The organism is Pseudomonas sp. MS15a(2019) (assembly GCF_013277805.1).
GTDB classification, from domain to species: Bacteria; Pseudomonadota; Gammaproteobacteria; order Pseudomonadales; family Pseudomonadaceae; genus Chryseomonas; species Chryseomonas benzopyrenica.
This window is the reverse complement of record NZ_VBTN01000010.1, coordinates 288,108-314,063: the sequence shown is the minus strand read 5'-3', so window position 1 is coordinate 314,063 and position 25,956 is coordinate 288,108. Positions and strand designations below refer to the sequence as shown.

Below are 25,956 nucleotides of genomic sequence, written 5' to 3'. Positions count from 1 at the left end.
TAGGAGTGAGAACACGGTATGAGCACCATCGAAGAACGCGTTAAGAAGATCGTCGCTGAGCAGCTCGGCGTGAAGGAAGAGGAAGTTACCAACAGCGCTTCCTTCGTCGAGGATCTGGGCGCCGACTCCCTTGACACCGTCGAACTGGTGATGGCTCTGGAAGAGGAATTCGAGACCGAAATCCCGGACGAGCAGGCTGAGAAGATCACCACCGTCCAGGAAGCTATCGACTACATCGTTGCTCACCAGCAATAAGTAGTCGCCAGTTTCGGACACAAGAAGCCGCACGTCCTGTAGGGCGTGCGGCTTTTCTTTAGGTCCAAGGTCAAGATCGCTGGAATCGGCTTTTTTTAAGAGGGGTGGCCGCCCCGGAAGGACAAGAGGAGTTGGGTGTGTCGCGTAGACGTGTCGTGATCACGGGTATGGGCATGGTATCGCCGCTTGGCGCCGATGTGGCGAGCAGCTGGGAAGGCATCCTGGCCGGTCGCAGCGGTATCGCGCCGATCGAGCATATGGACGTCTCTGCCTTCAGCACGCGGATCGGCGGATCGGTCAAGGGATTCGACGTGGAGCAGTACCTGTCCGCGAAGGAAGCCCGCAAGCTGGATCTGTTCATCCAATACGGTCTCGCTGCCAGCTTCCAGGCCATGCGTGACAGCGGTATCGAGGTCAACGATGGCAATCGCGAGCGCATGGGTGTCGCCATGGGTTCCGGCATCGGCGGACTGACCAATATCGAGGCGAATTGCCAGTCGCTGCTCGCCCAGGGTCCACGCCGTATTTCCCCCTTTTTCGTCCCGGGCTCCATCATCAACATGGTGTCCGGTTTCCTGTCGATCCATCTGGGTCTGCAGGGTCCCAACTATGCCATCGCCACCGCCTGCACCACGGCGACGCATTGCATCGGCATGGCGGCGCGCAACATCGCCTACGACGAGGCCGATGTCATGGTCGCCGGTGGTTCGGAGATGGCGACCTCGGGTCTGGGGCTGGGTGGCTTCGGCGCGGCGCGTGCCCTGTCGACCCGCAACGACGATCCGCCCCGCGCCAGCCGGCCCTGGGATCGCGACCGTGATGGCTTCGTGCTGTCCGATGGCGCCGGCGCCCTGGTGCTGGAAGAGTACGAGCACGCCAAGGCGCGGGGCGCCCGCATCTATGCCGAGCTGATTGGTTTCGGCATGAGCGCGGACGCCTTCCACATGACCGCACCGCCGGAAGACGGCGCGGGTGCCGCGCGCTGCATGAGAGCGACCCTCAAGGACGCCGGCATCGCGCCGGAAGCGGTCGACTACGTCAACGCCCATGGCACCTCCACGCCAGCCGGCGACCTGGCTGAGGTGGCTGCCTTGAAGCAGGTGTTCGGTGAGCAGGCCAAGCGTCTGAGCGTGAGTTCCACCAAGTCCATGACCGGTCACCTGCTGGGTGCCGCGGGTGCGGTGGAGGCCATCTTCACGGTACTCGCCCTGCGCGATCAGGTGGCGCCGCCCACCATCAACCTGGACCATCCCAGCGACGGCTGCGATCTGGACTTCGTGCCCCACGAGGCGCGGCAGCGGCCCATCGAAGTGGCCCTGTCCAATTCGTTCGGCTTTGGTGGCACCAACGGTAGTCTGGTGTTCCGGCGCTTCGACGCTTGATCCAGGACTGGCTCAATGGCCAACCGCTGGATCCCGGCCTGCAACGCGATCGGGGTCTGGCCTATGGCGATGGGCTGTTCGAGACCATCGCGGTACGCCGGGGCCAGCCACGTCTGTTGGACCGTCACCTGCAGCGGCTGGCCACGGGTTGCCAGCGGCTGCGTATTCCCGGCGACATCGCGCAGCTGGACGCCGAGATCCGCGCCTATGCGACGCTGCTGGGAGAGGGCGTCGCCAAGCTGCTGCTCACCCGTGGTGATGGCCTGCGCGGTTATGCCCCGCCGGCCGAGCCCGAGGTGCGACGGCTGTTGCTGGGCTCCCCGGCACCGGCCTATCCGGCAGTCCATGCCACCGAGGGCATCGCCCTCTATCCATGCACCACACGCCTGGCGCACCAGCCGCTGCTGGCCGGACTCAAGCACCTGAATCGACTCGAACAGGTGCTGGCGCGTGGGGAGTGGAGTAGCACCGAGTATGCCGAAGGCCTGATGCTGGCTCAGGACGGCAGGCCGATCGAAGGGGTATTCAGCAATCTGTTCCTGGTTCGCGCGGGGCGGCTGCTGACCCCCGCGCTCGATGATTGTGGCGTGGCCGGCGTGATGCGTGGCCTGCTGCTCGACATCGCCGCCGCGGAGGGCATCCCGACCGAGGTGCTATCGCTGTCGCTGGATGACCTGCTCGGTGCCGACGAAGTTTTCCTCTGCAACAGCCAATATGGTATCTGGCCCGTGCGCCGGTACGCAGCCGCGAACTGGTCCGTGGGACCGGTGACCCGTAAACTGCAAGGTTCGATAAACGAGATTCTGGAATAGCCGATGCGCAAGGCGAGAGCTCTGCTTACGGCGCTGCTGGCCACTGGCGGCCTGCTGCTGGTCCTGGCCGGTTGGCGCCAGCACCAGGCGCTGATTCAGCCGCTGAAGGTCGACGGCGAGCAACTGATCGAGATCCCCAAGGGGGCGACCCCAGGCGGCAGTCTGCTGCGCCTGGAAGAGCAGGGCGTGCTCGACGGCGCCTTCTGGCTACGCCTGTACTGGCGCTTCAATCTGGCCGGGCAGACGCTGCATAGCGGTGAATACCGCCTGACCCCGGGCATGACCGTGGAGCAGCTGTTCGGCCTCTGGCGCAAGGGCGAGGTGGTGCAATACGGCCTCACCCTGGTGGAAGGCTGGAATTTCCGCCAGGTGCGCGCTGCCCTGGCGCGGCAGCTCAAGCTCGAACACGATACCGCCGAGCTGGACGATGCCGCCCTGATGAAACGCCTGGGGCTGGAGGGCCAGCATCCCGAGGGGCGCTTCTTTCCCGATACCTATCGCTATGTGAAGGGCCAGCGCGAGTCGGATCTGTTGCGCCAGGCCAATCAGCGCCTGCAGGCCGTACTCGACCAGGAATGGCAGGAGCGCGATCCCGCGGTGCCCTACAAGGACGCCTACCAGGCACTGATCATGGCGTCGCTGGTGGAGAAAGAGACCGGCGTGCCCGAAGAGCGCGACGAGATCGCCGGCGTCTTCGTCCGGCGCCTGGCGGCCGGCATGCTGCTGCAGACCGATCCCACGGTGATCTACGGCATGGGCGAGCGCTACAACGGCCGGATCACCCGCGCCGATCTGCGCGAGCCCTCGCCCTACAACACCTATCTCAACGCGGGATTGCCGCCGACGCCGATCGCCATGCCGGGACGCGAGGCCATCCATGCGGCGCTGCATCCCAAGGATGGCGACAGCCTGTATTTCGTCGCCCGTGGGGATGGCAGCCATGTCTTTTCCAAGGACCTGGAGGCGCACAATCAGGCGGTCCGCGACTTCCAGCTCAAGCGGCGCTCCGACTATCGCTCCAGTCCTGCTCCGCAAACGCCCGAAACCAAGGAAACCCCATGACGGCAAACGGCCTGTTCATCACCCTCGAAGGCCCCGAGGGCGCGGGCAAGAGCACCAACCGCGACTATCTCGCCGAACTCCTCGGCGCCAGTGGGCGTGAAGTGGTGCTGACCCGCGAGCCGGGTGGCACGCCGCTGGCCGAGCGCATCCGCGAGATCCTGCTGGCGCCGGCCGCCGAGCCCATGGCCGTGGATACCGAATTGCTGCTGATGTTCGCCGCCCGTGCCCAGCATCTGGCCCAGGTCATCCGGCCCGCCCTGGCGCGGGGTGCCCTGGTGCTCTGCGATCGCTTCGTCGATGCGACCTATGCCTACCAGGGCGGCGGCCGCGGCGTACCGGTGGAGCGCATCGCCACCCTGGAAGCCTTCGTGCTGGGCGATCTGCAACCCGACCTGACCCTAGTGTTCGATCTGCCGGTGGAGATCGGCCTGGCCCGGGCGGCCCGCCGTGGTGTCCTGGACAGATTCGAGCAGGAGCAGCGCGCCTTTTTCGAAGCGGTGCGCCAGACCTATCTGGACCGCGCCCAGGCCGTGCCGGCGCGTTATCGCCTGATCGATGCTTCGCGCAGCCTGGCCGAGGTACAGGCGGAGCTGCGCGCCCTGGTCGCCACCCTGGAGTCGACGCCAGGTGGCTGACGTTTATCCCTGGCAGCAGGTGCTCTGGGCGCGGATATCGTCCCGGCGGCAGCATGCTCATGCCTATCTGCTGCATGGTCCCCGTGGCATCGGCAAGCGCGACCTGGCCGAGCGCCTGGCCGCGTTACTGCTCTGCCAGGCGCCCCAGGGCGATGCCGCCTGCGGCCAGTGCAAGGCGTGCTCGCTCCTGAGGGCAGGTACGCATCCCGATTATTGTGTGATCCAGCCGGAAGAGGCCGAGAAGCCTATCCGTGTCGATCAGATCCGCGGCCTGGTGGACTTCGTCTCCCAGACCGCCCAGCTAGGTGGGCGTAAGCTGATCCTGCTGGAGCCGGTCGAGGCGATGAACCTCAATGCCGCCAATGCCCTGCTCAAAAGTCTGGAAGAGCCCTCGGGCGCTACCGTGCTGCTGCTGGTGAGCCACCAGCCGAGTCGTCTGCTGCCCACCGTGCGCAGCCGCTGTGTGCAGCAGGCCTGTCCGGTGCCCTCGCGCGCCGAGAGTCTCACCTGGCTGGGCGAACGCTTGCCTGACCTGGACGCGGAAATCCGCACCCAGTTGCTGGTGCTGGCCGGCGGCTCGCCGCTGGCGGCCCTGCGCCTGCACGGTGAGGACGTGCTCGCCCGCCGGGCCCTGGTGGTGGAAGGGGTGAAGCGCCTGCTCAAGCGCCAGGCAGCGCCCAGTCAACTGGCCGAGAGCTGGAACGCCGTACCCCTGCCGCTACTGCTCGACTGGTTCTGCGAATGGACCCATGGCGTGCTGCGTCAGCAGTGGGGTGGCGCCGATGCCGAAGCCGCGCCGGACATGGCCAAGGTGCTGGGTTACCTGGCTGAGAAGAGCGTGCCGCACGAGGTGCTGGCCCTGCAGGAATGGCTGCATGCCGAGCGGCAGAAGGTGCTGGGCAAAGCCAACCTCAACCGCGTATTGTTGCTGGAATCGCTGTTGATCCGCTGGGCCGGCCTGGTGCCCGGACGCTAGCGATCCGCGCGTTCGTCTTGCCTGTCTCGAGAGAATCTCATGAGTTTGCCGCAGAACCTGGGCCCCCGTAATGGCATCCTGTCCCTCACCATCAAGGACAAGTCGGTGCTCTATGCCGCCTACATGCCCTTCATCCGCAACGGTGGCCTGTTCATTCCCACGGGCAAGACCTACAAGCTCGGCGACGAGGTCTTCATGCTGCTCAACCTGATGGACGAGCCGGACAAGATTCCGGTTGCCGGCAAGGTGGTTTGGATCACCCCCAAGGGCGCCCAGGGCAATAGAGCCGCCGGAGTCGGCGTGCAGTTCAACGAAGGCGACAATACCGCGCGCAACAAGATCGAAACCTATCTGGCCGGCTCGCTGAAGTCGGACCGTCCCACCCATACCATGTGAGACTGTCGCCGTCCCGCTCGGGGCGGGGCCTCTCCTGATTCAAGGCTATTTCTCGTGCACTTCGTCGACTCCCACTGTCACCTGGATCGACTCGATCTTTCCCTTCATGACGGCTCCCTGGATGCAGCGCTGGATGCTGCGCGCGCTCGGGGCGTCAGCCAGTTCCTCTGCATCGGCGTCGATGCCGGCAACGCGCCCACGGTGCAGGCCCTGGCCGAACGCTATGCCGATGTCCACTGCGCGGTGGGCATTCACCCGCTGGATGCCGCCCAGGGCAGCGCCATCGATCTCGACTGGCTGCTGGAGCGGCTGGCCCATCCGCGCGTCGCCGCCATCGGCGAGACCGGCCTCGACTATCACTACCAGCCCGACACCGCCGAGATCCAGCAGCAGTCCTTCGCCCTGCACCTCGAAGCGGCCCGGCGCACGGCGCTGCCCCTGGTGATCCATACCCGGGAAGCGCGCGCCGACACCCTGGCGATGCTGGGCGCCGCCGACCTGCCGGGCGCCGGGGTGCTGCACTGCTTCACCGAGGACTGGGCAACGGCCAAGGCCGCTCTGGACCTGGGCTTCTACATCTCCTTTTCCGGCATCCTGACCTTTCGCAATGCCGCCGAGCTGCGCGACGTCGCTCGCCAGGTGCCGGCCGATCGCCTGCTGGTGGAAACCGATTCGCCCTATCTGGCCCCGGTACCCCACCGCGGCAAGGCCAATCTGCCGCAATTCGTGGTCGAGGTCGCCCAATGCTTGGCCGACGTGCGAGGGGTGAGCTTGGCAACCCTTGCCGAGCAGACCACCGCCAACTTCCGCCGGCTGTTTCCCCGCGCTGCCCTCTAGGCAAAAAAATGGCCCGGGTATCCTGGGATACCCGGGCCGGACCAGCGGATCGCCAAGACAGAGAACCGCCTCCCTGGCCCGCGCCGCGGGGGTCGACGCGGCCAGTCACTTGAGTATTGGCCAGCTCGGGGAAAGGTCCAGTCGGGATTTGACGTTTTTTAAACAGTTTTGGAATAGCGCTGCCCCAACACTGGCTATCCCGTGCCTTTCGACCATTAGAAGCGCGCCAGCGCCCCCACCAGATCCAGGGTCTGCTCCAGCACGTGCTCGCTGGTATAGAAGTGCGGCGATAGGCGAATGCCCGGACCTCGCTGGGCGCAGACCACGTCGGCGGTCTTGAGGCGTTCGAACAGTTGGCGGTTGTCCCAGCCTTCGAGCGAGAAGGTGAGGATGCCTGAGCGGCGCTCGGCATTGACCGGCGAATGCAGGATCGCGCCGGGCAGGCGACGGATATGGCTGTCGAGCAGCTCGATCCGCGCCAGCAAGTCCTTGCCGACCTGCTCCATGCCGGCATCTTCCAGCAGTGACAGACTCGCCTCCAGGGCTACGGCACCCAGCATGTTGGGGCTGCCGCACTCGAAGCGCATCGCCGTCTTGGCCGGTTGCCATTCGCGCTGGCTGTAGTCGCCGGCGTTGTCCAGCATGTGCCAGCCGTACTCGTGCAGTTTCAATTGCTCGCGCAGATCGGCGCGGCAGTAGAACACCCCCAGGCCTTCCGGGCCGAGCATCCACTTGTGGCCGTCGGCCATGGCGAAGGCGCAGTTGCAGGCCTGGGCATCGAAGGGCAGGGCGCCCAGTTGCTGGATGGCATCGACGCACAGCAGCACGCCCTTGGCCTCGCAGCCCTGGCCCAGCTGGGGCAGGTCCAGGCGCAGGCCGCTGGCGTACTGCACGGCGCTGATGGCCATGAGTCGGGTGCGCGGACCGCAGGCGGCCAGCAGATTGGCTTCGGGGGTGTCACCCAGGTTGACTTCCACCACCTCGACGCCAAAGCGCGCCAGGGCTTCCCAGACCACCCGATTGGAGGGGAACTCCTCGTCGCTGATCACCACCTGGTCGCCACTCTGCCAGTCCAGGCCAAAGGCCACGAAAGAGAGGGCCTCGGAGGTGTTCTTCACCAGGGCGATGTCGCTGGTGGACGGCGCATTGAGCAGGCGGGTCAGGCGATCGCGCAGGCGCTGCTCCAGGACCAGCCAGGTCGGATAGTTGCGCGCACCATACTGGCAGTTCTCGGCGGCGAATTCGGTGACGGCCTGCGCGGCGCGCTTGGGCCACGGGGCCACGGCCGCGTGGTTGAGGTATCTCATGGCGTAGGCCTGAGGGAATTCGTGCTTCCAGGAAGACATTGACTCGATCCGTACAATCTGGGTGTGATGGGGCATAATAAGGGGCGCGCCCGCGCGGTTCACCGATGCTTTCGGTGGAGCTCGCCCAAGGTGTGACGAAGTGCCGGTATGCCGAGGGGCAACTGGCGATTCGAAGGCCCTATCCCTTTTCAAAACAACAAGTGGGCTGCCATGCAGAAAGAATCCCGCAAAGTCCGCGAGTTCCGTCGCCGCGAACAGGAAATCCTCGATACCGCTCTGCAATTGTTTCTCTCCGAAGGAGAAGACAGCGTTACCGTCGAGATGATCGCCGAGGCGGTCGGTATCGGCAAAGGCACCATCTACAAGCACTTCAATTCCAAGGCCGAGATCTATCTGCGCCTGATGCTGGATTACGAGCGGGACCTGGCCGAGCTGTTCCAGTCGGACAACGTCGCCCGGGATCGCGAAGCGCTCTCCCGCGCCTATTTCGAATTCCGCATGAGCGATCCGCAGCGCTATCGCCTGTTCGATCGACTCGAGGAAAAGGTGGTCAAGACGCGTCAGGTGCCCGAACTGGTCGAGCAGCTGCACAGCATCCGCACCTCCAATTTCCAGCGGCTGACCAGCCTGATCGAAGGTCGGATCGACGAAGGCAAGCTCGAGGACGTCCCGCCCTATTTCCATTACTGCGCCGCCTGGGCGCTGGTGCACGGGGCCGTGGCCCTTTACCATTCGCCGTTCTGGCGCGACGTGCTGGAGGATCAGGAAGGTTTCTTCCAGTTCCTCATGGAGATCGGCGTGCGCATGGGCAACCGGCGCAAGCGCGACGTCGAAACGCCTGTCCGATCCTAGGGTCCGATAGAGGCAAGGGATGCCGCGTCATCCCTTTTCTCTTGTTCTAGTGGAGTACCCCCAAGATGATCGTCGACCGCCAGGGTAGGGCGTTTCGCAACTTGCGGATCAGCCTCACGGCGGCCTGCAACTATGCCTGTACGTACTGCGTGCCCAATGGCAAGCGGCTCGTGGCGGCGCAGGACGAACTCAGTGCCGAGACCATGGCCCGGGGCGTGGAATACCTCATCGATGCCGCCGGCATCGAACGGCTGCGCATCACCGGGGGGGAACCCCTGGTCACGCCGCGGCTGGAGCCCTTTCTCGCCCGTGTCTCCCAGCTCGGTCTCAAGGACATAAGCCTGACCACCAATGGTCAGCTGCTGCCACGCAAGCTGGATTTCCTCATCGATCACGGCATCCGGCGCCTCAACGTCTCGCTCGATACCCTCGACGCCGAGGCCTTTCCTCGTCTGGCGCGCGGTGGTGACCTGGCCACGGTGCTGGCCGGACTGGAAGCGGCGCGGGCCGCCGGTCTCAAGATCAAGCTCAACATGGTGCCCCTGCGCGGCCAGAATCTCGACCAGGTGCTGCCGCTGCTGGACTACTGCCTGGAGCGGGGTTTCGAGCTGAGATTCATCGAGCTGATGCGCATGGGGCACCTGGCCAAGAATCCCGCGACCTTCAACAACCAGCTGGTACCCCTGGCCGAATTGCTGGAGATCATAGGTTCGCGCCATGCCTATGTGCAGGCCGATGCCCCGGTGGATTCCACGGCGCTGCGCTATCGCGTCGAGTCGGGCGGCCACTTCGGCGTTATCGCCAACGAAAGCGTGCCCTTCTGCCGGACCTGCTCGCGGCTGCGCCTGTCGTCCACCGGCTGGCTGCATGGCTGCCTGTCGTCAAGCAACCGCCACTATGTCGGCGATCTGCTGGACAAGCCGCGTCATCTGGCCCTGCCGGCGTTGCAGCGGTTGCTGGTCAAGGCCTTGGGCGACAAGCAGGATGTGGCCTTCTCGGGCGGCGTGACCGTCATGAAGATCATCGGCGGCTGATTCACCCGTTGCGCCTGGAGCTGGCGCGAAAGCTGCTAAGGCCCCTGTATCGACGACAACTTGGCGCCGGACAGGGGTCTGCTTTTCATGGTCAAACTGCGTTTTCTCTTCATTTCCGTGCTGCTGGCCTGCCTGGGTGGCTGCATGAACGTCAGCGACATGGCGTCCGGTGTCGAGTACCACCTGCGCGACGCGGGGCTGCTCGACTACAGCAAGACCCAGCGGCTGAACAACTTTCGCTTGCAGGCCGACTCCTATATCTACATAGCCCAGGGCGCCTTCGTACCCATCGGCCATCCTTATGCTCGACCCAATGTGGTAGCCGAAGAGGCCTTCAAGGGCTTCGTGGAGTTTTTCCCGCGGGTAAGGCGCGCGGACAAGCCCGAGGGCTTCGATGAAGCCATGGCCAAGGCCCGGCAACTGGGCGCCCACTATGTGCTCTATACCCGCTTCGCCGGCGCAGACGATCGCATCGGTACCTGGGAGGAATGGGAAGATCAGGATGATATCGGGCGAGTAGGCCGCGACCGCAGCGTCGTCCAGATGATGCTGGTGGAGACCGCTACCTTCCGCCTGGTGGACACGGCGCGGATCCGCAGTCGTGGCGGGTTCTTGACGTTCTATGATGAGCGTCCGGAAGACCTGCTCGGTCCGGCGCTCAATGAATATGCCCAACGTCTACTTGGCTTGGGCTCCCGATAGAGGAGAAGGGCGTGACCCAGGTTGACGTGACGCGGAATCTGCTGGCGCAGCTGCCAGTCGCCGAGGACGGCAAGCTGCCGCCCGTGGACCTCTGGCATCCACCCTTCTGTGGCGATATCGACATGCGCATCGCCCGCGATGGGACCTGGTACCACCAGGGTACGCCCATCACCCGACCAGCGATGGTGCGCCTGTTCTCCACCATCCTGAGGCGCGATCCCGAACGCTATGTGCTGGTCACGCCGGTGGAGTGCGTGGGCATCCAGGTCGAGGATGTGCCCTTTCTGGCCGTGGATGTCGAGTGGAGCGGCAGCGGCCGGGAGCAGGTCCTGGATTTCCTCACCAACGTCGGGGATCGAGTCGCCGCTGGCGCCGAGCATCCGCTGTGCTTCGCCGAGCAGGATGACCAGCCGGCACCCTATGTACGGGTGCGCGGCGGGCTGGAGGCACGGCTCAATCGGGCGGTCTTCTACCGACTGATGGACAGGGTCGAGGAGGGCACCCACGAGGGTAAGGCCTGGCTTGGGCTCTGGAGCCGCGGGGTGTTCTTTCCCGTTGCGGCTGCCAGATAGCAAAAGGGCCCCGAGGGGCCCTTTTGCATAGCTTACATGTTGGGGTAGTTGGGGCCGCCACTGCCTTCCGGAGCCACCCAGGTGATGTTCTGCGCGGGGTCCTTGATGTCGCACGTCTTGCAGTGGACGCAGTTCTGGGCGTTGATCTGGAAGCGCGGCTCGCCGCCATCGCGAACCACTTCGTAGACCCCGGCGGGGCAGTAGCGCTGCGCCGGCTCGTCATATAGCGGCAGGTTCTGCGAGATGGGGATCGACGGGTCCTTGAGCTTCAAATGGACCGGCTGGTCTTCTTCGTGGTTGGTGTTGGAGAGGAACACCGAGGACAGCTTGTCGAAGCTCAGCTTGCCGTCCGGCTTGGGATAGCTGATGCGCGGCGCCTCGTCGGCCTTCTTCAGGCAGGTATGGTCCATGCGGCGGTCGTGCAGGGTGAAGGGCAGGGCGCCGCCCAGCAGGTTGTGCTCGACGAAGGCGAAGGCCGGGCCCAGCAGCGGGCCGAACTTGTGCATGGCCGGACCAAAGTTGCGGCTGGCATGGAGTTCTTCTTGCACCCAGCTGCCCTTGAAGCCATCCACGTAACCCTGGAGTTCGTCACCCTCACGGCCGGCAGCCAGGGCGGCGACGATGGCGTCGGCAGCGAGCATGCCGGACTTCATGGCGGTATGGCTGCCCTTGATCTTGGCCGGGTTCAGGGTGCCAAGGTCGCAGCCGATCAGGGCGCCGCCCGGGAAGACCATCTTCGGCAGGGAATTCAGGCCGCCCTTGACCAGGGCGCGGGCGCCATAGGAGACGCGCTTGCCGCCTTCCAGGTACTGGGCCACCACCGGGTGGTGCTTGTAGCGCTGGAATTCGTCGTAGGGTGAGAGGTGCGGGTTGCTGTAGGCCAGGTCGACGATCAGACCTACCACTACCTGGTTGTCTTCCAGGTGATAGAGGAAGGAGCCACCCGGATTCTCCTTGTCCAGCGGCCAGCCGGAGGTATGGATCACCAGGCCCTGCTCGTGCTTGGCCGGATCGATCTCCCACAGCTCCTTGATGCCGATGCCGTAGTGCTGCGGATCGGCGCCTTCGCCAAGTTTGAATCTCTGGCCGAGCTGCTTGCCCAGATGGCCACGGCAGCCTTCGGCGAACAGGGTGTACTTGCCGCGCAGCTCCATGCCGGGGGTGTAGACGCCGTCCTTGGGCTGGCCTTCGCGATCCACGCCCAGATCGCCGGTGATGATGCCGCGCACCACACCCTGATCATCGATCAGCGGTTCCTGGGCGGCGAAGCCCGGATAGATCTCCACGCCCAGGGCCTCGGCCTGCTGACCCAGCCAGCGGCAGAAATTGCCCAGGGAGATGATGTAGTTGCCCTCGTTGTGCATGGGCTTGGGCACGAAGAAGTTGGGAACCTTGGTGGCCTGGCGATCGTCCTTGAGCAGGTAGATGTCGTCGCGCTTGACCGGAGTGTTAAGCGGCGCACCCAGTTCCTTCCAGTTGGGAAAGAGCTCGTCCAGGGCGCGGGGTTCGAAGACGGCGCCGGAGAGAATGTGGGCACCGACCTCGGAGCCTTTCTCGACCACGCACACACTGATTTCCTGGCCGTTTTCGGCGGCCTGCTGCTTGAGGCGACAGGCCGCGGACAGGCCCGCGGGGCCGGCCCCGACGATCACCACGTCGAATTCCATGTATTCGCGTTCCACGGCTCACTCTCCTCAGGCAAAACTCACGATCTGGTTATTTATGTAGGGGTGCAACAAAAGACTTCATTATATCCGGCGTGCTCCCTAGCACCCATTCAAACGTTTGTTTAAATTTTCTGCAAGCCTGTTAGACTCGGGAGTTACTGGCCCCTGACGGACTGTCGCGTTGACCCCTGCTGCCGTGGAGGTCAACATAGGAAAGATTTGCAACAAGGTTGGATCGGCAGGGGTCGTGTCCAACGCAAGGCCGCCTTGGCGTCCTGTTTATTCACCAGAATAAATCGAGGGATTCATGAAGGTTCTCGTAGCTGTCAAACGCGTGGTGGACTACAACGTCAAGGTCCGCGTCAAGGCCGACCAGAGCGGTGTCGACCTGGCCAACGTCAAGATGTCCATGAACCCCTTCTGCGAGATCGCCGTGGAAGAAGCGGTGCGTCTGAAGGAAAAGGGTATCGCCAGCGAGATCGTGGTCGTGACCGCGGGTCCGGCCCAGGCGCAGGAGCAACTGCGTACCGCCCTGGCACTGGGCGCCGATCGCGCCGTGCTGATCGACACCGGCACTGCCGAGCTGTCGTCGCTGACCACCGCCAAGCTACTCAAGGCGGTGGTGGACAAGGAACAGCCGCAGCTGGTGATCCTCGGCAAGCAGGCCATCGACAGCGACAACAACCAGACCGGCCAGATGCTGGCCGCCCTGACCGGCTTCGCCCAGGGTACCTTCGCCTCCAAGGTGGAGCAGGCGGGTGACGGCCTCAACGTGACCCGCGAGATCGATGGCGGTCTGCAGACGGTATCGCTCAAGCTGCCGGCGGTGGTCACCACCGACCTGCGTCTCAATGAGCCGCGCTACGCCTCGCTGCCCAACATCATGAAGGCCAAGAAGAAGCCGTTGGAAACCCTGACCCCGGACGCCCTGGGCGTGGCGGTGAACGCCTCCTACGAGGTGGTCAAGGTAGAAGCCCCGGCAGGCCGTCAGGCGGGCATCAAGGTCAAGTCCGTGGCCGAACTGGTCGAAAAACTCAAGAACGAAGCGAAGGTGATCTGATGGCCATTCTCGTCATTGCCGACCATGACAACGCCAACCTCTTTGGCGCCACCCTGAATACCGTGGCCGCGGCCCAGGCCATCGGCGGCGACATCCATGTGCTGGTCGCCGGCCAGAATGCCCAGCCGGTCGCCGAGGCCGCCGCCAAGATCGCTGGCGTCAGCAAGGTGCTTCTGGCCGACAACGCCGCCTATGCCCACCAGTTGCCGGAAAACGTCGCGCCGCTGGTGGTCGAGCTGGCCGCCAACTACAGCCATGTCCTGGCCGCCGCCAGCACCAATGGCAAGAACTTCCTGCCGCGCGTGGCCGCGCTGCTGGACGTCGACCAGATCTCCGAGATCATCGCCGTCGAATCCGCCGACACCTTCAAGCGGCCGATCTATGCCGGCAACGCCATCGCCACCGTGCGCTCCACGGCGCCGGTCAAGGTGATCACCGTGCGCGCCACCGGTTTCGATCCGGTCGCCGCCGAGGGTGGTTCCGCCGCCATCGAAGCCGTGAGCCTGGTCAAGGACGCTGGGGTTTCCAGCTTCGTCGGCGAAGAGCTGGCCAAGTCCGATCGTCCCGAGCTGGGCGCCGCCAAGGTGGTGGTCTCCGGTGGTCGTGGGCTGCAGAACGGCGACAACTTCAAGATCCTCTACGCCCTGGCCGACAAGTTGGGCGCTGCGGTAGGTGCCTCGCGCGCCGCGGTGGACGCCGGCTTCGTGCCCAACGACATGCAGGTCGGCCAGACCGGCAAGATCGTCGCGCCCCAGCTGTACATCGCCGTCGGCATCTCCGGTGCCATCCAGCACCTGGCGGGCATGAAGGATTCCAAGGTGATCGTCGCCATCAACAAGGACGAGGAGGCGCCGATCTTCCAGGTGGCCGACTATGGCCTGGTAGGCGATCTGTTCGAACTGATCCCGGAGCTGGAAAAGGCCATCTAAGGTTTTTCGCCAGCCAAGAGCCCGCCCTTTGGCGGGCTTTTTCATGGGCGCGGCAAGCCTCTCGGCAGAGCCCTTGGCGTCAAAGAGGGGTGCGCCGGTTCCTTGTCGTTTTTGGACATTGCCGCCCCGGGAAGGGAAGCGGTAAGGTCGAGGCTAGCTGTACCGGTATACCTCCAGAATAGCCTGCTACTGTTCCGCTCTCGTCCAGGAAGACGCCATGACCAACCTGTTGCTCTATCAGCGCATCGCCCAGCAATTGGCGAACGATATCCGCACGGGGGTCTACAAGCCCGGCGAGCGGGTGCCGTCGGTGCGCAAGCTGAGTCAGCAGCTGGGCGTGAGCCATGCCAGTGTCCTGCAGGCCTATGCCACCCTGGAAGACCAGGGCCTGATCCGTGCCCGACCGCAGTCGGGATTCTATGTGCACCAGACTCCGGCGCTGACCGCGCCGACGCCGGATATCGCCACGGTGGAGCGACCGAGCCTGGTGACCCGCGCCGGCATCATCAGCCAGGTCCTCGCCGAATCCCGGCGCGAAGGGGTGGTGCCCCTGGGCATGGCCGTGCCCCAGACCGATTACCTGCCGCTGCGGGCGCTGCACCAGCAACTGTCCAAGGTCACCCGCTTCCAGGCCCGTGCGGCTTTCTCCTATCTGCACAGTCCGGGCTTCGAGCCCCTGCGCCGTCAGGTGGCGATCCGTCTGCGCGACGCCGGGGTGGTGGTGGGGCCGGAGGAGGTGGTGATCACCCATGGCTGCGTGGATGCCCTGCAGATGTCGCTGCGGGTGCTGACCAAGCCGGGCGATCTGATCGCCACCGAGTCACCGTCCTACTATGGCCTGTTGCAACTGGCCGAGGTGCTCGGTCTCAAGGTGATCGAGATCCCCTGCGACCCCGAGACCGGGCTCAGCGTCGAGGCGCTGCAACTGGCGGCCAGCCAATGGCCGGTCAAGGCCCTGGTAGTCACCGCGCGCCTGAGCAATCCCCTGGGTGGCAGCATGCCCGAGGCACGGCAGAAGCAGCTGCTCAGGCTGGCGGCCGAGCGCAACATTGCCATCGTCGAGGACGACATCTACGGCGAACTGACCTATGAGAGCGGCTCCAAGGCGCTCAAGGCTCTCGACAAGCAGGGGCGCGTCATCTACTGCTCGAGCTTTTCCAAGACCCTCTCACCCGGGGTGCGCATCGGTTGGGTGGTGGCCGGACCCTATCAGGAAGACATCTGCCGGCTGCAGACCTTTACCACCCATTCAGCTTGCAGCGTGACCCAAATGGGCGTCTCGGCCTATCTGGAGAACGGTGGCTATGATCGCCACCTACGCGCCATTCGCCAGGAATACCGGCGCAACATGACCGCCTTCCAGCTGGCGATCCAGGAGCACTTCCCGGAGGGTACCCAGATGAGTCGGCCCAAGGGTGGCTTCATCCTTTGGGTCAGCCTGCCGATGCGGGTGGATACCCGCCTGCTGCACCAGCGGGCGCTGGATCAGGGGGTGAGCATCGCCCCGGGCATGATCTTCAGCAACACCGACCAATTCAACCACTGCATCCGCCTCAATTGCGGGCTGCCCTGGGCGCGTGATGCCCAGCGGGCGCTGATGACCCTGGGCCTGCTCGCCCGTCAGCTCTGCCAGGAAACCCTGGCCGCCTAGCGGCGCCCTTGGAACCCGCCGCCGGGCAGGAGGGTCGGTTGTAGTGACTGACTCCTGTCGCGTCTGCCGCTCCGGTCCAGGCGCGATGCCTTGAGTGGTGGGCCCATGCGTGAATACCTGGCGATGATGGCGCTGGCAGTGCCCCTGCTGCTGGTGGGTTGCGACAATGATTCGCCGCCAACGACGGCCAAGACCTCTTCCGCGCCAACGCCTGCGCCGATGGCCCAGTCGCCGGTGAGCAAAGCGCCACCCGCCACTGCCGCCGATCTGCGCGCGTATCGGCTGGATCCGCTCCCGGCCAAGGCCTTGGTGCTGCCTGCGCCGCCGCCGAAAAAGCGGGACCTGGCCAAGAACAGTCAACTCAAGAAACCTGCCGTGCCCAAGGCCACGCCGACGCCGGCCCATCCGCTCGACCTCAGCGTACCCAGTGAGGCCGATACGCCTCAGGCCTTGAGATCGCATCCCGGGGCTGCCAAGCGGGTTGAAAACAGCGTGGCCGAAGCAGGTCTGCTGCCGCAGCTGTTTCGCAAGGAGGACGACCCTGGTCGTTTCGAACTGGGCGGTCGAGTGATCAGCCGGGATCGCAGCGACGATTTCGAAGGCGCGGAAGTCGAGTTGCGCTTTCGCCGTTAATCCGATGAGGGCGGCCTGCCGTTGTTGAACAGCGGTCCGGAACTTACTCGCCACGACGCTTGCCGACAGTTCAGGTGGCGGACACAACGTCCGCCTGGATTCGGGAGCGTTCCATGCCCAGTGCGACAGGCAAGATTCGTTATGCGGTAGTAGGCGGTGGCTGGATTTCCCAGGGCGCCTTCATGCCTGGGGTCGGCCAGACCGGCAATTCCGAGATGACCGCCCTGGTCACCGGCGATCCCATCAAGGCGCGGGACCTGGCCGCCAAGTACGGCCTCAAGAGCTACAGCTACGAAGAATTCCCGGCGCTGCTGTCATCCGGCGAGATCGATGCCATTTACTTGGCCACGCCCAATTTCCGCCATCTGGAATTCGCCGTACCGGCGCTGGACGCCGGCATTCACGTCCTGCTGGAAAAGCCCATGGCGATCAGCGAGGAAGAATGCAAGGCGATCAATGCCGCGGCAGAACGCTCCGGAGCCAAGCTGATGATCGCCTACCGCCTGCACTGTGAGCCGGGCACGGTGGAGATGATCGAGCGCGTGCGCAAGGGCGAGATCGGCGATCCGCGCCTGTTCACCGCGACCTTCACCCAGCCGGTCGATACGGCCAACCACCGCGCGCAGAGCGGCTTCTGGGCCGGCCCGGTCACCGACATGGGGCCCTATCCGCTCAATGCCGTGCGGGCGCTCTTTGCCGACGAACCCATCGAAGTCAGTGCGGTGGGCGTGCAAACACCCGGGCGCGATGTCACGACCTGGGATGCCGTGGCCGTGACCCTGCGCTTCCCCGAAGAGCGGCTGGCGAGCTTTACCGTCAGCTTCAGTGGTCCCAATACCGAGCGTTTCCAGCTGGTGGGCCGCAAGGGCGAGATCGAGGCCTCGCCGTGCTTTGGATTCGGGGAGGGCGTCGCCATTGGCTACCGCCTGACCGTGGAGGGCGAAACCCAGGAGCACAAGGCGCCGGTGGTGGATCACTTCGGCGGCGAGACGGCCTATTTCTCCGATTGCATCCTGCAGGATCGGCAGCCGGAAATGGATGGGGAGGAGGGCTGGCGCGACGTGCGCGTGCTGGCGGCCATCGAGCGCGCCCTGGAAAGCAGTCAGCCGCAACGCCTGGACCCGCTACCCAAACGCCAGGGACCGACCCGTGAGCAGGTACGCAGCCTGCCGCTGGCGCAGGTGCCAGAGTACGTCAATACCAAGGCGCCGTTGGAGTCCTGACGAAGCAAGGCCCTGCGGCACGCTGGTGCGGCAGGGCCTTGTCTGGGAGCCAGGGTGCGCTTAGCGGTCCTGGGCCTCCTTGGCGTCCATCTCGGCATTGCGCTGCCGAATCTTGGATTTCTGTTCGTCGGTCAAGGGCACCTTGCGGGCCGTGTCCTTGAGCATGAGCAGGCTGCCGACCACCGAGCCGATGGCGACCAGCAGGATCAACCAGGCATACCAGGGCATCTTTCTTCTCCTTGAGTGGCTGTAAGGCTTCGACCACGGGAGAGCTTATCAGTGCGCCCGGCAAGTCGTGTTCGTACGCTTCAGCCAGGCGGCATAACCCAGGTCGTAGAGCCAGTTGAACGCCAAGGTATAGGGCAGGAAGAACAGGATCAGTCCCAGGTCCAGCAGCAGGGCCTGCCACAGGCTGATGGACAGCCACCAGGCGGCCAGTGGCACCAGCACCAGGATCAAGCCACCTTCGAAGCCGAGGGCGTGCAGCAGCCGTACACCCAGGCCACGGGTGAAGCCCAGGCGCTGTTGCAGCCGATCGAAGCCCAGATTGAACACCAGGTTCCAAAGCATGGCGATGGCGGAAAAGGCTGCGGTGAGCAGGCCCATGTGCCCCAGAGACCGATCCAGCAGCCAGGCCAGGGTTGGGGTGGCAAGCAGTACCGCGATTCCCTCGAACAGCAGGGCGTGCAGGATGCGGGCGCTGGCGGGACGCTGGGTGAGCGGGCTGGACATGAGATGCCTCCACGATGGACAGGTCTTCAGTCTCATCGGTTAAGCTAGGGAGATCAAAATGGTATCCATAGGCTGAGCCGATATGTATCCCAATGCCGAAGCCCTGGAGGCCTTCGTCGAGGCCGCTGCAGCAGGCTCCTTCAGTGCGGCAGCGCGGGTGCTGGGCAAGCGCCAGTCCAGTATCAGCGAGAGCATTGCCCGGCTGGAAGACGAACTGGGTGTGCTGCTGTTCGATCGCCAAGGCCGCTATCCCCTGCTCACGGCGGCCGGCGAGCAACTGCTCGACCAGGCCCGCGCCGTGCTATCGGCTCACGATCGCCTGGCCAATCGCGCCACCCAGCTGGCGGCCGGGGTGGAGCCACGCCTGACCCTGGTGATCTCTGATACCTATCAGCCCACCCGGTATGAGGCGCTGCTGACGGAGCTTGACCAGCGCTATCCGGATCTCGAATTCGAATGCCTGATCGCCGAGGACGCCGATGTGCTCAACCTGGTACAGGGGCGGGCGGACCTGGGCCTGCTGGCGGGTCAGCCACCCTATCCGGCGGATATCGAAGCGGCGACCCTGGATGGCCTGGTGACCTTTGGCCTCTATGTCGCTGCCGATCATCCGCTGGCCGCGCTGGAGCGGGTCACACCGGCTGACCTGGCACCCTACCGGTTGCTCCGTCTGAGCACCGTGACCGAGGCCTCCCAGCAGGTCAGCCGTCTGCCGGATACCCGTGGCCGCTGCTGGTCGGCCCCGGACTATCTGCTGCTACTGGACATGGCGGTGCAGGGCTTCGGCTGGGCCGAGTTGCCGCTGTGGCTGGTGACGACCTTCGGCCAGGGCCGCCTGGTGGAGCTGGCCGTGCCGGGCTGGCCGCAACGGGTGGCGGTGGATGTGGTCTGGTCGCGGCGGCGGCCGCTGGGTCCGGCGGGCAACTGGCTGCGCGAGCGATTGCTCAAGCCGAGTTGAAGGAGGGGAGCGCAGGCAGACAGCGGCCAAGTGCCGGCGCGGCGCTTTTCTGCGAAAATGCCGGCCTTTGCCGTTTTGCCGAGAGCTCCCATGTCCGCCTGCCCGTCTCCCATCATCGTCGCCCTGGATTTCCCTTCGTCGTCCGCCGCCCTGGCGCTGGCCGACCGCCTCGACCCCGCCAGCTGCCGGGTCAAGGTCGGCAAGGAGCTGTTCACCGCCAGCGCCGCCGGGGTGGTGGAGGCGCTGCGCACGCGCGGCTTCGAAGTCTTCCTCGACCTGAAATTCCACGACATCCCCAATACCACCGCCATGGCGGTCAAGGCCGCGGCGGAAATGGGCGTCTGGATGGTCAATGTCCACTGCTCGGGTGGCCTGCGCATGATGACCGCCTGTCGCGAGACCCTGGAGGCCTTCCAGGGCCCCAAGCCGCTGCTGATCGGTGTCACCGTGCTGACCAGCATGGAGCGTGAGGACCTGGCCGACATCGGCCTGGACGTGGATCCCCAGGAGCAGGTCTTGCGCCTGGCCGGCCTCGCCGCCCGCGCGGGAATGGACGGCCTGGTGTGCTCGGCCCAGGAGGCCTCGGCGCTCAAGGCCGCGCAACCGGCGCTGCAACTGGTCACTCCCGGCATCCGCCCGGCCGGCAGCGCCCTGGACGACCAGCGCCGCATCCTGACTCCACGCGAGGCGCTGGACGCCGGCTCCGACTACCTGGTGATCGGTCGACCCATCGCCCGTGCCGCCGATCCGGCGCGCGCCGTTGAAGACATCCTCGCCACCCTGAAATAAGCGGTAAACCTCCAGGGCGGCGGTCGCCAGCAAAAGGTGCTGCTATTCTCGTTCTGCAGGCCGACGCCTTCTCGCGTCGGCGCAAGGCGAGAGACCTCAGGGTATGCACGATAGGTTGAACGCCTGTCTCAAGGCGGTAGACGGCGTTTTGTTGGGCAAGGAAACCCAGGTCAGGCTGGCGCTGGCCTGCCTGCTGGCACGGGGGCACCTGCTGATCGAAGACCTGCCCGGCATGGGCAAGACCACCCTCAGCCATGCCCTGGCCAAGGTGTTGGGGCTGTCCTTCCAGCGTATCCAGTTCACCTCGGATCTCTTGCCCGGCGATATCCTCGGCACCTCGGTGTTCGATCGCGACAGCGGCCAGTTCGTCTTCCATCCCGGGCCGGTGTTCGCCGAGTTGCTGCTGGCCGACGAGATCAATCGCGCCACACCCAAGAGCCAGAGCGCGCTGCTGGAAGCCATGGAAGAGGGACAGGTGACCATTGAGGGCGCCACCCGGCCCTTGCCCGATCCCTTCTTCGTCATCGCCACCCAGAATCCCATCTCCCAGGGCGGCACCTTCGCCCTGCCGGAATCCCAACTCGACCGCTTCCTGATGCGCCTGTCGCTCGGCTATCCCGGACGCGCCGCCGAGCGGGCGCTGCTGCTCGGCGGTTCCGGGCGCGAGCAACTACCGCGCCTCGAGCCCCTGCTGGATCACGCCCAGTTGCGGCTGATCCAGGCCGAGGTGCCGCGCATCCATGCCAGCGAGGCGGTGGTGGACTATGTGCTGCGCCTGGTGGAGGCCACCCGCACCCAGACGTCCTTCGCCCTCGGCCTGTCGCCGCGCGGCAGCCTGGCGCTGCTGGCCGCGGCGCGAGCCTGGGCGTTGCTGGCGGGGCGCGACCATGTACTGCCCGAGGATGTCCAGACGGTGCTGCCAGCGGTGGCCGGGCATCGCCTGCGCGACATCGCCGATCCCGCCGGGCATGGCGGCGGCGCCCTGGTGCAATGGCTGCTACGCGAAGTCCCGGCGCTGTGACCGTTGGCGCCTGGCAGCGCTATCGAGACGGCTGGCTGGCGCGGCGGATTCCCCCGGCCAATCGCATCACCCTCGATCAGCGGCGCATCTTCATCCTGCCCACCCGCCAGGGCGGCGCCTTCGCCATCGCCCTGCTGCTGATGCTGCTGGCCGGCATCAACTACCAGAACAGTCTGGCCTATGGCCTGACCTTCCTGCTGTTTTCCCTGGCGCTGGTGGCCATGCTGCACACCTATCGCAACCTGGCCGGTCTGCAACTGGTCGGCGGCGGCGCCAGTCCGGTGTTCGCCGGCGAAGCCGCCGGCTTTCGCCTGCGCCTGGAGAGCGAGCGTCGCGCGCACCAGGGCATCGCCCTGGGCTGGCGCAACGAGCCGCTGGTGCTCAGCGACGTGCCGGCGGGGGAGAGCGTCGCCCTGCAGATCTTCCACCCGGCGCCGAGTCGCGGCTGGCTCAGACCCGGGCGACTGCGGGTGGAGAGCCGTTTTCCCCTCGGCCTGTTCGTCGCCTGGAGCTGGCTGGACCTGGACGTGCGCGCCCTGGTCTATCCGCAGCCCCTGGCGACCACGACGCCGCTGCGCAGCGGCGAGGATGCCGGTAGCGAGGAAGGCCAGCGCCAGACGGGGCAGGGCGCCGACGACTTCCAGGGGTTGCGGTCCTATCAGCCCGGCGACTCGCGCCGGCGGCTGGACTGGAAGGCCTTTTCCCGCGGGCAGGGCCTGCTGGTCAAGGATTTCACCGCCCTGGCCGGCAACGAACTCTGGCTGGATTTCAGCGTGCTCGATGGCGACACCGAGACGCGGCTGTCCTGGTTGTGCCAGGCGGTGCTGGATTGCAGCGCCCGCCAGCTGCGCTTCGGCCTCAGGGTGCCCGGGGTGGAGCTGGCGCCGGCCAGCGGCGAAAGCCAGCGTGACGCGGCGCTGCAGGCGCTGGCTCTGTTCGGGCGGCCATCATGAGCACCGCCGTGCCGCAAGCCATTCCGCGCATCGCCCTGATCTGGCTGCTGGTGGCCCAGGCCCTGGTGATCCTGCCGCACCTCACCCATCTGCCGCCCTGGGTCGGCCTGCTCTGGGCCTTTTGCGCCGGCTGGCGGGTGCTGCTGTTTCGCATGCGGGTGCGGGCACCGACGCGGATCGAGAAGGGCGGCCTGCTGCTGCTGACCATGGGCGGCATCTGGTTGTCGCGCGGCTCCTTCATCGGCCTGGACGCCGGTGCCGTGCTGCTGCTGGTGACCTTCGCCCTCAAGCTGATCGAGATGCACAGTCGCCGCGATGCCCTGGTGGTGATCTACCTGGGGTTCTTCGCGGTGGTGATTGCCTATCTGTTCGAGGACGGCCTGCTCGCGGCGCTCTACAGCCTGCTGCCGGTAACTGCCCTGGTGGCGGCGCTGATCGGTCTGCAGCAGAGTGCCCTGGCCAGTCGGCCGCTGGCGACGCTGAAAGTCGCCGGTACCCTGCTGCTGCAGGCGGTGCCGCTGATGCTGCTGCTGTTCCTGGTGTTTCCCCGTATCGGTCCGCTGTGGTCGCTGCCGCAACCGGGCGACCAGGCGCGCACCGGACTGGGCGACAGCATGGCGCCCGGGGAGATCGCCCAGCTCTCGCAATCCGCCGAGCGGGTGTTCCGGGTCAGCTTCGCCGGTGACCGGCCGGCGCAGCGCGACCTCTACTGGCGCGCCACCACCTACGAGCGCTTCGATGGCGCGCGCTGGTCGGTGGATCCCGACACGGCCTGGAGTCCGGAACCGGCCTGGACGCCTGGCGGACCCCAACTGGACTACCAGGTGGTCATGGAACCGAGCGGTCGGCCCTGGCTCTATGGCCTGGACGTGGCGCGCAGCGATCAGCGCGACGTGCGCCTGGCCAGCGACTTCCATCTGCAGCGCCGCCGCCCCGTGGACCAGGCGCTGCTCTATCGGGTATCCAGCTGGCCGCAGGCGACCCGCGAGGCGGAGCGGCTATCCGCCTCCAGCCAGCGTCGCGCGCTGCAGCTGCCCAGTGGCGGCGAGCCCCGCACCCGTGCCTGGGTAGCCGGGCTCAAGACCCGCGCGCCAACGCCCGAGGCCCTGGCCCAGGCGATCCTGGCCTATTTCCGCCAGCAACCCTTCGTCTACACCCTGCAACCGCCCACGGCAGGCGTCGATGCCATCGACGCCTTTCTCTTCGACAACCACCGCGGCTTCTGCGCCCACTATGCCGGCGCCATGACCTTCGCCTTGCGGGTGGCGGGCATTCCGGCGCGGGTGGTGGCGGGCTACCAGGGCGGTGAATTCAATGCCGCGGGCGGCTATCTGCTGGTGCAGCAATTCGATGCCCATGCCTGGGTGGAATACTGGTTGCCGGGGCGCGGCTGGGTCAGCGTCGACCCTACCGCCCAGGTGGCGCCCGAGCGGATCGAGCGGGGTCTGCAGGAGGCCCTGGCGGCCCAGGGCGCGGCCAACGAATTCCTCGCCGACAATCCCTTCGCCGCCAATCGCTATCGCAACCTGGCCTGGCTCAATGACCTGCGTCTGGGCTGGGACCGCCTCAACTACGGCTGGCAGCGCTGGGTGCTCAACTACCAGGAGGATACCCAGGGCGAACTCTTCAAGCGGCTGCTCGGCGAGGGTTCGCTGCAACGCCTGGGGCTGCTGCTGGCGCTGGTGGTGTTGGGCGTGCTCGGGGTGATGGCGCTGCTGGTGCTCAAGCCCTGGCAGCGGACGCGGGATCTCCTGTTGACGCGTTTCGACCAGTTCGAGCGGCTGCTGGCGCGGCAAGGCGTCAGGCGTCGAAGCGGCGAGGCGGCGGGCAGCTTCGCCGGACGCGCCATGGCCGAGCTGCCGGCGGCGCGCGCAGCGATTGCGGCCTTTTCCCAGGAATTCCAGGCGCAGCGCTATGCCGGTCGGCCGCAGGATCCTGCGGCTTTGACCAGGGCACTGAAGCTATTGAAACGTCAGCTGCGTGGCCGTCAGGCGCGCAGCGACTGAGGCACGGGGAGGGCGTCAGGCTCTTGCAGGGCGAAGGCCACCAGGCAGACGATGGCCGCCAGGATCAGTGGTTGCGGATGGGGGGTGCCGAGCGCCTGGGCGATGCAGCCCAGGCCCAGCAGCAACAGCACGGCGGAAGTGAGAGTGGTGACCGAGCGCATGACGGTTCTCCGAAAAACGTGCGGGCATCTTGCCGCCTGTCGGGCAACCGCGCGAATGCGCTCTCGCTATGGAGGCTATAGGCGCAACTGGCGAATCGCCTGATTCAGGGTTCCTGCAAGGGCGGCCAGTTCGGTGCTGGTGCTGGCCGAGTCCTGCGTCAGCAGCATGGTCCTTTCCGTGACATTGCGGATGCCTACAACCGACCTGCTCATCTCTTCCGCCACCTGGGCTTGCTGTTCCGCGGCCACGGCGATCTGGGTGTTGCTGTCGCGCATCAGGGTCACGGCGGCGGTGATGTCGGCCAGGGCCTGCCCGGCGGCGCCGGCCTGGACCACGCAGTCGTCGGCCTTGAGCGAACTCTCGCGCATGAATTCCACGGCATCGCGGGTGCCCGCCTGGAGACCGTCGACCATGCGGGTGATCTCGTCGGTGGAACCCTGGACGCGCTTGGCCAGGTTGCGCACCTCGTCGGCCACCACGGCGAAGCCACGGCCGGCCTCGCCAGCGCGGGCGGCTTCGATGGCGGCGTTGAGCGCCAGGAGGTTGGTCTGCTCGGCGATGCCGTGGATGACGTTGACCACGCTGGTGATGCGCTCGCTGTTCTCGGCCAGCTCCTGGATCATCACCGCGGTCTGCTGCACGCCCTGGGAGAGATCGGCGATGGAATGGCTGACGCGCTCCACCGCCTGCTGGCCGGCGCCGGCCAGGCGGTCGGCTTCCTGGGACTGGTCGCGGGTGCCGGCGGCGTGCTCGGCGATCTGCTGCACGGTGGCGCTCATCTCGTTGATGGCGGTGGCGGCCTGATCGGTCTCGTGCTGTTGATCCTGCATGCCGCCGCGGACGCCCTGCATACCGCTGGCCAGGCGCCCGGCGCCTTCGTCCAGGCGCGAGGCGCTGGCAGCCACGGTACCGACGACGCGGGTGTAGCTGTCCTGCATGGCGTTGAAGGCCTGGGTCATCTGCCCGACCTCGTCACGCCCGCGCACCTCGACCCTGGCGGTGAGATCGCCGTCGCGCTCCACCCGCAGCATGGTGTCCTTGAGGCGTTGCAGATTGCCAAGGATGAAGCGGATCAGGAGCTGCGAGGCCACCAGCAGCACCAGCATCAGCACACCCACGGCCAGGGCGTATTCCGGCGCTCGGGCCAGGAAGATGTCGCCGAAGGTCGGGGCGCTCAGCTTGGCCGCCGCGTCGCCCACGGCGGCCTTGACCGCCTTGAGCTGTTCGGCGCGACCGGAGACTTCCAGCTGCATGGCGAACAGCACCAGCAGCAGGCTGGTGACGAAGGCGACGGCATTGACCGCCCAGAACTTGTACTTGAGAGAGATATCGCGCAGCCAGGCAAACATA

Annotated in this window: 28 protein-coding genes; 22 read left to right on the top strand and 6 right to left on the bottom strand. The window is 65.9% G+C overall.

Annotation, left to right across the window (positions count from 1 at the left end; translation table 11 throughout):
* Nucleotides 1-18 precede the first annotated feature (18 nt).
* The 8 genes from acpP (at nucleotide 19) to FEZ61_RS15885 (ending at nucleotide 6,355) form a co-directional block, all read left to right on the top strand.
* A complete protein-coding gene (gene acpP, locus FEZ61_RS15920) occupies nucleotides 19-255 on the top strand; it encodes an acyl carrier protein (protein ID WP_007160597.1) in 237 nt (78 codons plus the stop codon).
* A 137-nt stretch (nucleotides 256-392) separates the two neighbouring features.
* Nucleotides 393-1,637 (top strand): beta-ketoacyl-ACP synthase II, encoded by a 1,245-nt coding sequence (gene fabF / locus FEZ61_RS15915; protein ID WP_173149437.1) that lies wholly within the window; start codon nucleotides 393-395, stop codon nucleotides 1,635-1,637.
* On the top strand, nucleotides 1,637-2,449 hold the full coding sequence (gene pabC, locus FEZ61_RS15910; RefSeq protein ID WP_173149653.1) for an aminodeoxychorismate lyase: 813 nt from the start codon (nucleotides 1,637-1,639) through the stop codon (nucleotides 2,447-2,449). Before fabF ends, pabC begins: the two co-directional genes overlap by 1 nt.
* 3 nt (nucleotides 2,450-2,452) lie before the next feature.
* Complete coding sequence (gene mltG / locus FEZ61_RS15905) at nucleotides 2,453-3,511, top strand: endolytic transglycosylase MltG (RefSeq protein WP_173149435.1); 1,059 nt, start codon at nucleotides 2,453-2,455, stop codon at nucleotides 3,509-3,511.
* Nucleotides 3,508-4,146 (top strand): dTMP kinase, encoded by a 639-nt coding sequence (gene tmk, locus FEZ61_RS15900; protein ID WP_173149433.1) that lies wholly within the window; start codon nucleotides 3,508-3,510, stop codon nucleotides 4,144-4,146. The genes mltG and tmk overlap by 4 nt, the downstream gene beginning before the upstream one ends.
* Complete coding sequence (locus FEZ61_RS15895; protein ID WP_173149431.1) at nucleotides 4,139-5,122, top strand: DNA polymerase III subunit delta'; 984 nt, start codon at nucleotides 4,139-4,141, stop codon at nucleotides 5,120-5,122. The genes tmk and FEZ61_RS15895 overlap by 8 nt, the downstream gene beginning before the upstream one ends.
* 39 nt (nucleotides 5,123-5,161) lie before the next feature.
* On the top strand, nucleotides 5,162-5,518 hold the full coding sequence (locus tag FEZ61_RS15890; RefSeq protein WP_017641886.1) for a PilZ domain-containing protein: 357 nt from the start codon (nucleotides 5,162-5,164) through the stop codon (nucleotides 5,516-5,518).
* Between the two features lie 54 nt (nucleotides 5,519-5,572).
* The gene (locus FEZ61_RS15885) at nucleotides 5,573-6,355 is read left to right on the top strand and encodes a TatD family hydrolase (protein ID WP_017641887.1); all 783 of its coding nucleotides are present in this window, start codon (nucleotides 5,573-5,575) and stop codon (nucleotides 6,353-6,355) included.
* A 215-nt stretch (nucleotides 6,356-6,570) separates the two neighbouring features.
* Here the strand turns inward: FEZ61_RS15885 and FEZ61_RS15880 are convergent, their stop codons facing one another.
* Nucleotides 6,571-7,701: an aminotransferase class V-fold PLP-dependent enzyme gene (locus tag FEZ61_RS15880; protein WP_173149429.1), complete on the bottom strand. Its 1,131-nt coding sequence runs from the start codon at nucleotides 7,699-7,701 to the stop codon at nucleotides 6,571-6,573.
* Between the two features lie 171 nt (nucleotides 7,702-7,872).
* Between FEZ61_RS15880 and FEZ61_RS15875 the strand changes: the two genes are divergently transcribed.
* The 4 genes from FEZ61_RS15875 to FEZ61_RS15860 all read left to right on the top strand — a co-directional run bounded on the left by FEZ61_RS15875 (nucleotide 7,873) and on the right by FEZ61_RS15860 (nucleotide 10,822).
* The gene (locus tag FEZ61_RS15875) at nucleotides 7,873-8,514 is read left to right on the top strand and encodes a TetR/AcrR family transcriptional regulator (protein ID WP_007160588.1); all 642 of its coding nucleotides are present in this window, start codon (nucleotides 7,873-7,875) and stop codon (nucleotides 8,512-8,514) included.
* A 65-nt stretch (nucleotides 8,515-8,579) separates the two neighbouring features.
* Nucleotides 8,580-9,548, top strand: a complete 969-nt coding sequence (locus FEZ61_RS15870) for a radical SAM protein (RefSeq protein WP_064307437.1) — start codon at nucleotides 8,580-8,582, stop codon at nucleotides 9,546-9,548.
* A gap of 87 nt (nucleotides 9,549-9,635) precedes the next feature.
* Nucleotides 9,636-10,250 (top strand): DUF4823 domain-containing protein, encoded by a 615-nt coding sequence (locus FEZ61_RS15865; RefSeq protein ID WP_173149427.1) that lies wholly within the window; start codon nucleotides 9,636-9,638, stop codon nucleotides 10,248-10,250.
* A 26-nt stretch (nucleotides 10,251-10,276) separates the two neighbouring features.
* Nucleotides 10,277-10,822: a DUF1285 domain-containing protein gene (locus FEZ61_RS15860; protein WP_346342867.1), complete on the top strand. Its 546-nt coding sequence runs from the start codon at nucleotides 10,277-10,279 to the stop codon at nucleotides 10,820-10,822.
* A gap of 32 nt (nucleotides 10,823-10,854) precedes the next feature.
* Here FEZ61_RS15860 and FEZ61_RS15855 read toward each other — a convergent pair whose 3' ends face one another.
* On the bottom strand, nucleotides 10,855-12,504 hold the full coding sequence (locus FEZ61_RS15855) for a 4Fe-4S dicluster domain-containing protein (protein WP_173149423.1): 1,650 nt from the start codon (nucleotides 12,502-12,504) through the stop codon (nucleotides 10,855-10,857).
* Nucleotides 12,505-12,796: 292 nt separating this feature from the next.
* Between FEZ61_RS15855 and FEZ61_RS15850 the strand changes: the two genes are divergently transcribed.
* From FEZ61_RS15850 to FEZ61_RS15830, 5 genes are all read left to right on the top strand, one after another.
* Entirely contained in the window at nucleotides 12,797-13,549 is a 753-nt protein-coding gene (locus FEZ61_RS15850; RefSeq protein WP_059315725.1) for an electron transfer flavoprotein subunit beta/FixA family protein, read from the top strand.
* Complete coding sequence (locus FEZ61_RS15845; protein WP_173149421.1) at nucleotides 13,549-14,478, top strand: FAD-binding protein; 930 nt, start codon at nucleotides 13,549-13,551, stop codon at nucleotides 14,476-14,478. The genes FEZ61_RS15850 and FEZ61_RS15845 overlap by 1 nt, the downstream gene beginning before the upstream one ends.
* A gap of 217 nt (nucleotides 14,479-14,695) precedes the next feature.
* Complete coding sequence (locus FEZ61_RS15840; protein ID WP_173149419.1) at nucleotides 14,696-16,129, top strand: PLP-dependent aminotransferase family protein; 1,434 nt, start codon at nucleotides 14,696-14,698, stop codon at nucleotides 16,127-16,129.
* Between the two features lie 105 nt (nucleotides 16,130-16,234).
* Nucleotides 16,235-16,762, top strand: coding sequence for a hypothetical protein (locus tag FEZ61_RS15835; protein ID WP_017641896.1), 528 nt, complete (start codon nucleotides 16,235-16,237; stop codon nucleotides 16,760-16,762).
* A gap of 113 nt (nucleotides 16,763-16,875) precedes the next feature.
* The gene (locus tag FEZ61_RS15830; protein WP_173149417.1) at nucleotides 16,876-17,985 is read left to right on the top strand and encodes a Gfo/Idh/MocA family oxidoreductase; all 1,110 of its coding nucleotides are present in this window, start codon (nucleotides 16,876-16,878) and stop codon (nucleotides 17,983-17,985) included.
* A 60-nt stretch (nucleotides 17,986-18,045) separates the two neighbouring features.
* Here the strand turns inward: FEZ61_RS15830 and FEZ61_RS15825 are convergent, their stop codons facing one another.
* Together FEZ61_RS15825 and FEZ61_RS15820 are read right to left on the bottom strand one after the other, a co-directional pair.
* A complete protein-coding gene (locus FEZ61_RS15825; protein ID WP_017641898.1) occupies nucleotides 18,046-18,213 on the bottom strand; it encodes a DUF2897 family protein in 168 nt (55 codons plus the stop codon).
* A gap of 48 nt (nucleotides 18,214-18,261) precedes the next feature.
* Entirely contained in the window at nucleotides 18,262-18,717 is a 456-nt protein-coding gene (locus FEZ61_RS15820; RefSeq protein ID WP_017641899.1) for a multidrug/biocide efflux PACE transporter, read from the bottom strand.
* Between the two features lie 82 nt (nucleotides 18,718-18,799).
* On the opposite strand from FEZ61_RS15820, the gene FEZ61_RS15815 reads away from it, so the two are divergent.
* From FEZ61_RS15815 to FEZ61_RS15795, 5 genes are all read left to right on the top strand, one after another.
* A complete protein-coding gene (locus FEZ61_RS15815) occupies nucleotides 18,800-19,675 on the top strand; it encodes a LysR family transcriptional regulator (protein ID WP_017641900.1) in 876 nt (291 codons plus the stop codon).
* A gap of 90 nt (nucleotides 19,676-19,765) precedes the next feature.
* On the top strand, nucleotides 19,766-20,464 hold the full coding sequence (pyrF, locus tag FEZ61_RS15810; RefSeq protein WP_064307442.1) for an orotidine-5'-phosphate decarboxylase: 699 nt from the start codon (nucleotides 19,766-19,768) through the stop codon (nucleotides 20,462-20,464).
* Between the two features lie 103 nt (nucleotides 20,465-20,567).
* Entirely contained in the window at nucleotides 20,568-21,485 is a 918-nt protein-coding gene (locus tag FEZ61_RS15805) for an AAA family ATPase (RefSeq protein ID WP_007160574.1), read from the top strand.
* Entirely contained in the window at nucleotides 21,482-22,438 is a 957-nt protein-coding gene (locus FEZ61_RS15800; RefSeq protein ID WP_173149651.1) for a DUF58 domain-containing protein, read from the top strand. The genes FEZ61_RS15805 and FEZ61_RS15800 overlap by 4 nt, the downstream gene beginning before the upstream one ends.
* Complete coding sequence (locus tag FEZ61_RS15795) at nucleotides 22,435-24,444, top strand: DUF3488 and transglutaminase-like domain-containing protein (RefSeq protein ID WP_173149415.1); 2,010 nt, start codon at nucleotides 22,435-22,437, stop codon at nucleotides 24,442-24,444. Before FEZ61_RS15800 ends, FEZ61_RS15795 begins: the two co-directional genes overlap by 4 nt.
* On the opposite strand, the gene FEZ61_RS15790 is transcribed toward FEZ61_RS15795, so the two are convergent.
* The gene (locus tag FEZ61_RS15790; RefSeq protein ID WP_173149413.1) at nucleotides 24,426-24,605 is read right to left on the bottom strand and encodes a hypothetical protein; all 180 of its coding nucleotides are present in this window, start codon (nucleotides 24,603-24,605) and stop codon (nucleotides 24,426-24,428) included. The genes FEZ61_RS15795 and FEZ61_RS15790 overlap by 19 nt on opposite strands.
* Before the next feature lie 75 nt (nucleotides 24,606-24,680).
* Nucleotides 24,681-25,955 (bottom strand): methyl-accepting chemotaxis protein, encoded by a 1,275-nt coding sequence (locus FEZ61_RS15785; RefSeq protein WP_173149411.1) that lies wholly within the window; start codon nucleotides 25,953-25,955, stop codon nucleotides 24,681-24,683.
* Between the last annotated feature and the right edge of the window lies 1 nt (nucleotide 25,956).

Coding starts and splice junctions, on each gene's coding strand:
- acpP (WP_007160597.1), top strand. CDS start 19: ATGAGCACCATCGAAGAACGCGTTAAGAAGATCGTCGCTGAGCAGCTC.
- mltG (WP_173149435.1), top strand. CDS start 2,453: ATGCGCAAGGCGAGAGCTCTGCTTACGGCGCTGCTGGCCACTGGCGGC.
- tmk (WP_173149433.1), top strand. CDS start 3,508: ATGACGGCAAACGGCCTGTTCATCACCCTCGAAGGCCCCGAGGGCGCG.
- FEZ61_RS15890 (WP_017641886.1), top strand. CDS start 5,162: ATGAGTTTGCCGCAGAACCTGGGCCCCCGTAATGGCATCCTGTCCCTC.
- FEZ61_RS15880 (WP_173149429.1), bottom strand. CDS start 7,701: ATGTCTTCCTGGAAGCACGAATTCCCTCAGGCCTACGCCATGAGATAC.
- FEZ61_RS15875 (WP_007160588.1), top strand. CDS start 7,873: ATGCAGAAAGAATCCCGCAAAGTCCGCGAGTTCCGTCGCCGCGAACAG.
- FEZ61_RS15870 (WP_064307437.1), top strand. CDS start 8,580: ATGATCGTCGACCGCCAGGGTAGGGCGTTTCGCAACTTGCGGATCAGC.
- FEZ61_RS15865 (WP_173149427.1), top strand. CDS start 9,636: ATGGTCAAACTGCGTTTTCTCTTCATTTCCGTGCTGCTGGCCTGCCTG.
- FEZ61_RS15850 (WP_059315725.1), top strand. CDS start 12,797: ATGAAGGTTCTCGTAGCTGTCAAACGCGTGGTGGACTACAACGTCAAG.
- FEZ61_RS15845 (WP_173149421.1), top strand. CDS start 13,549: ATGGCCATTCTCGTCATTGCCGACCATGACAACGCCAACCTCTTTGGC.
- FEZ61_RS15840 (WP_173149419.1), top strand. CDS start 14,696: ATGACCAACCTGTTGCTCTATCAGCGCATCGCCCAGCAATTGGCGAAC.
- FEZ61_RS15835 (WP_017641896.1), top strand. CDS start 16,235: ATGCGTGAATACCTGGCGATGATGGCGCTGGCAGTGCCCCTGCTGCTG.
- FEZ61_RS15830 (WP_173149417.1), top strand. CDS start 16,876: ATGCCCAGTGCGACAGGCAAGATTCGTTATGCGGTAGTAGGCGGTGGC.
- FEZ61_RS15825 (WP_017641898.1), bottom strand. CDS start 18,213: ATGCCCTGGTATGCCTGGTTGATCCTGCTGGTCGCCATCGGCTCGGTG.
- FEZ61_RS15820 (WP_017641899.1), bottom strand. CDS start 18,717: ATGTCCAGCCCGCTCACCCAGCGTCCCGCCAGCGCCCGCATCCTGCAC.
- FEZ61_RS15815 (WP_017641900.1), top strand. CDS start 18,800: ATGTATCCCAATGCCGAAGCCCTGGAGGCCTTCGTCGAGGCCGCTGCA.
- pyrF (WP_064307442.1), top strand. CDS start 19,766: ATGTCCGCCTGCCCGTCTCCCATCATCGTCGCCCTGGATTTCCCTTCG.
- FEZ61_RS15805 (WP_007160574.1), top strand. CDS start 20,568: ATGCACGATAGGTTGAACGCCTGTCTCAAGGCGGTAGACGGCGTTTTG.
- FEZ61_RS15795 (WP_173149415.1), top strand. CDS start 22,435: ATGAGCACCGCCGTGCCGCAAGCCATTCCGCGCATCGCCCTGATCTGG.
- FEZ61_RS15790 (WP_173149413.1), bottom strand. CDS start 24,605: ATGCGCTCGGTCACCACTCTCACTTCCGCCGTGCTGTTGCTGCTGGGC.
- FEZ61_RS15785 (WP_173149411.1), bottom strand. CDS start 25,955: ATGTTTGCCTGGCTGCGCGATATCTCTCTCAAGTACAAGTTCTGGGCG.